This is a genomic window from Streptomyces sp. NPDC002156 (genome assembly GCF_053593675.1).
In genome coordinates, this window is the sequence record NZ_JBSFDA010000338.1 from 1 (window position 1) to 3,836 (window position 3,836).

General features: G+C 70.9%; 3 protein-coding genes and 1 pseudogene. 3 read left to right on the top strand and 1 reads right to left on the bottom strand.

The window, feature by feature from the left end:
- Nucleotides 1-99 (bottom strand): annotated as a pseudogene (locus ACWCRB_RS49390) (30S ribosomal protein S10); the annotation flags it as partial.
- Nucleotides 100-107: 8 nt separating this feature from the next.
- On the opposite strand from ACWCRB_RS49390, the gene ACWCRB_RS49395 reads away from it, so the two are divergent.
- The 3 genes from ACWCRB_RS49395 to ACWCRB_RS49405 are packed head-to-tail and all read left to right on the top strand — an operon-like array spanning nucleotide 108 to nucleotide 3,666.
- On the top strand, nucleotides 108-1,010 hold the full coding sequence (locus tag ACWCRB_RS49395) for an ABC transporter permease (protein ID WP_451002312.1): 903 nt from the start codon (nucleotides 108-110) through the stop codon (nucleotides 1,008-1,010).
- A gap of 2 nt (nucleotides 1,011-1,012) precedes the next feature.
- On the top strand, nucleotides 1,013-2,011 hold the full coding sequence (locus tag ACWCRB_RS49400) for an ABC transporter permease (RefSeq protein WP_451002313.1): 999 nt from the start codon (nucleotides 1,013-1,015) through the stop codon (nucleotides 2,009-2,011).
- Complete coding sequence (locus ACWCRB_RS49405) at nucleotides 2,008-3,666, top strand: dipeptide ABC transporter ATP-binding protein (protein ID WP_451002311.1); 1,659 nt, start codon at nucleotides 2,008-2,010, stop codon at nucleotides 3,664-3,666. Before ACWCRB_RS49400 ends, ACWCRB_RS49405 begins: the two co-directional genes overlap by 4 nt.
- The last annotated feature ends 170 nt before the right edge of the window (nucleotides 3,667-3,836 follow it).

Genomic DNA, 3,836 nt, shown 5'->3' on the forward strand with positions numbered 1-3,836 from the left:
GTCGAGTCGCATCAGAGAGTCAACGGTCTTGGGCGTCGGGTCGAGAATGTCGATCAGGCGCTTGTGCGTGCGCATCTCGAAGTGCTCGCGCGACGGCCGTCGTCGCGCTGCTCGTCCTGGTCGCGCTCGCCGCGCCGCTGTTCACCGCGATCGAGGGCCAGGACCCGACCACGTACCACCCCGATCTCATCGACTCCGCGCGCGGGGGCGTGCCGATCGGCTCCTTCGGGGGCATCAGCGGCGACCACTGGCTCGGTGTCGAGCCGCAGACGGGGCGCGATCTGTTCGCCCGGCTCGTCTACGGAGCCCGGGTCTCGCTGGGTGTCGCGCTCGCGGCGACCCTCGTCCAGGTGTTGATCGGTGTCGTGGTCGGCATTGCGTCCGCCCTGGGCGGTCAATGGGTTGATCAACTCTTGAGCCGTCTCACCGATGTCATCATCGCTCTGCCACTCATGATCATGTCGTTGGCCCTGCTGGCGATCGTGCCCACCAGCTTCCCGAGGTCCGTGCTCGTCGCCCTGGTCATCGGGCTGATCGCCTGGGGCGGGGTCGCGAAGATCGTGCGCGCCCAGACGCTCACCCTCAAGCAGCTGGACTATGTGGCCGCGGCCCGGCTCAGCGGCTGGGGTTCCTGGCGGATCGCCCGCCGCGAACTGCTGCCCGGCCTCGCCGCGCCCGTCATCACGTACGCCGCGCTGCTCTTCCCGTCGAACATCACGGTCGAGGCCGCCCTGTCCTTCCTCGGGGTGGGTGTGAAGCCGCCGACGCCGTCCTGGGGGCAGATGATCACCGCGGCCGACGTCTGGTATCAGGCGGCCCCGCAGTATCTGCTGCTGCCTGCGGGCGCGCTCTTCGTGACCGTCCTCGCCCTCACTGTCCTCGGCGACGGCGTACGCACCGCCCTTGATCCGCGCGCGGCCTCGCGACTGCGCATCGGGACGGGGCGCAGGCGCGAGGCCAAGGTCACGACGGACAGGGCCGCCACAGAGGATCAGGGGGCCGGGGCATGAACATCTCCGGTTTTGGCGGGTTCGTCGCCCGCCGTGTCGTCGGCGCGCTCGTCACCCTCCTCGCCATCTCTGTGATCATCTACGTCGTCTTCTACGTCGCCCCCGGCAACGTCGCCCAGATCACCTGCGGCCCGCGCTGTTCCCCCGCCCAGGTGCACCAGGTCGCCGAGCAACTGCGCCTCGACGACCCGCTGTACCTGCGCTACTGGCACTTCCTGGAGGGCATCTTCGTCGGCCAGGACTACTCGACCGGTACGTCCGTCCAGCACTGCTCGGCGCCCTGCCTCGGCCTGTCGTACCAGACCGACCAGCAGGTCACCGAGCTGATCCTGGCGAAGCTGCCGGTCACCGGCTCGCTCGCGCTCGGTGCGATGGCGCTGTGGCTGCTCATCGGCGTCGGCACCGGAGTGCTCTCCGCCTGGCGGCGCGGCCGGCCCACCGAGCGCATCCTGACCGGCCTCACCCTGGCGGGCACGGCCACGCCCGTCTTCGTGATCGGCCTGATCCTGATGATCGTCGTCTGCGGTCAGTTGGAGCTGCTGCCGTTCCCGCAGTACGTGCCCTTCGCCGACGACCCCGAGCAGTGGGCCTGGAACCTGCTGCTGCCCTGGCTGTCGCTCGCGCTCATCGAGTCCGCCAAGTACGCCCGCCTGACCAGGGCGTCGATGCTGGAGACGCTCGCCGAGGACCACGTACGCACCTTCCGCGCCTACGGCGTCGGGGAGCGGTCCATCATCGGGCGGCACGCCTTGCGTGGTGCGGTGGCGCCCCTGATCGCCCTGAACGCCACGGACTTCGGATCGATGTTCGGCGGCGCCGTGCTGACCGAGAGGCTCTTCGGGCTGCCCGGCCTCGGACACGAACTCGTCGAGGCGGTCAAGGTCGTCGACCTGCCGGTGGTCGTCGGGATGGTCCTGGTCACCGGATTCTTCGTGGTCATCGCCAATGCCGTCGCGGATGTGCTGTACGCGGTGGCCGATCGACGGGTGGTGCTCGTATGAGCCTGGACAAGGCCTCAAATGAGGCTCAGGTGGAAAGCCCGCAGGACGTGGCTGACGCGGCTCTCGTGGAGGTCGACGACCTGACGGTCGCCTTCGGCTCCCTGCGGGCCGTGGACGGGCTGTCGTTCCGGCTCGCGAAGGGCGCCGCGCTGGGCCTGGTCGGCGAGTCCGGCTCGGGCAAGTCCACGGTCGCGTCCGCCCTGCTGGGGCTGTACCGCGGTACGGGAGCGGAGGTCGGCGGCACGATCCGGGTCGCCGGGACCGACGTACAGCTGGCGTCGGAGGCCCAACTGCGGGGGCTGCGCGGGGCGAAGGCGGCGATGGTCTTCCAGGACCCGCTGTCGTCCCTGGACCCGTACTACGCGGTGGGCGACCAGATCGCCGAGGTGTACCGGGTGCACACGAAGGCGTCCCGGCGGGCCGCACGCGCGCGTGCCGTCGACGCACTGGACCGCGTGGGGATTCCGGACGCGGTACGGCGGTCCCGGTCGCGGCCGCACGAGTTCAGCGGCGGGATGCGCCAGCGCGCGCTGATCGCCATGGCGCTCGCCTGCGAGCCCGAGCTGCTGATCGCCGACGAGCCGACGACCGCGCTGGACGTGACCGTCCAGGCCCAGATCCTCGACCTGCTGCACGCGCTGCGCGAGGAGACCGGCATGGGGCTTTTGCTCGTCACGCACGACGTCGGCGTCGCGGCGGAGAGCGTCGACGACGTGCTGGTGATGCGGCACGGACGCGCCCTCGAGCACGGCCCGGTCGCCGTCGTACTGGGGGCGCCTGTTGAGACGTACACCCGTGAACTGCTCGCCGCGGTACCGCGCGTGGACGCGAGGCGGCTCCCTGGGGACGCCTCCGGCTCCGAGGAGGTCGTGCTGAAGGCCACCGGCCTGCGGCGCGAGTTCGGGCGTGGGAAGCGGGCGTTCGCGGCCGTGGACGACGTGTCGCTGACCGTGCGCCGGGGCGAGACCCTCGGGATCGTCGGCGAGAGCGGCAGCGGCAAGACGACGCTCGGGCGGATGCTGGTCGGGCTGCTGGAGCCGACGGCCGGCGAGGTGCGCTACGAAGGGCGCCTGCGGTCGGGGGTCGGTCCGGCCGTGCAGATGGTGTTCCAGGACCCGGTCTCCTCCCTCAACCCCCGCCGCAGCGTGGGCGAGTCGATCGCCGACCCACTGCGGGCACGTGGTGAGAGAGGCGAGGGGCGTGTACGGGAGCGCGTGGGGGAGTTGCTGGAGCGCGTGGGGCTCGACCCGGCGCACTTCGACCGCTACCCGCACGAGTTCAGCGGCGGCCAGCGCCAACGCGTGGGCATCGCACGGGCGCTGGCCGCCGAACCGCGCGTCATCGTCTGCGACGAGCCGGTCTCGGCGCTCGACGTCACGACGCAGGCCCAGGTGGTCGCCCTGCTCGGCGAACTGCAGCGCGAACTCGGCCTCGCGCTGGTGTTCGTCGCCCATGACCTCGCCGTCGTACGCCAGGTCAGCGATCGCGTCGCGGTGATGCGCCGGGGACGGATCGTCGAGTCGGGCCCCGCCGACGAGGTGTACGACAATCCGCAGGACCCGTACACCCGGCAGCTGCTGGCCGCCGTACCCGCCCTGGACCCGGAGATCGCGGCCCGGCGCCGCACCGCACGACGGGAGTTGACCACGGCCTGACCGCACATCCGTTCGTGACCATGCGTGTGGGAGTGATCCCTTAGCGCGACGGAACGCGATTCGTTCGGGAAAGTTACGACCGTTCACACGCCCCAAGGCCCGGCCCTGACGAAGACCGTCTACGAGGCGGAGGCGGCGGCCAACACCCTCGCCGGCAACGCCTCGGTGGC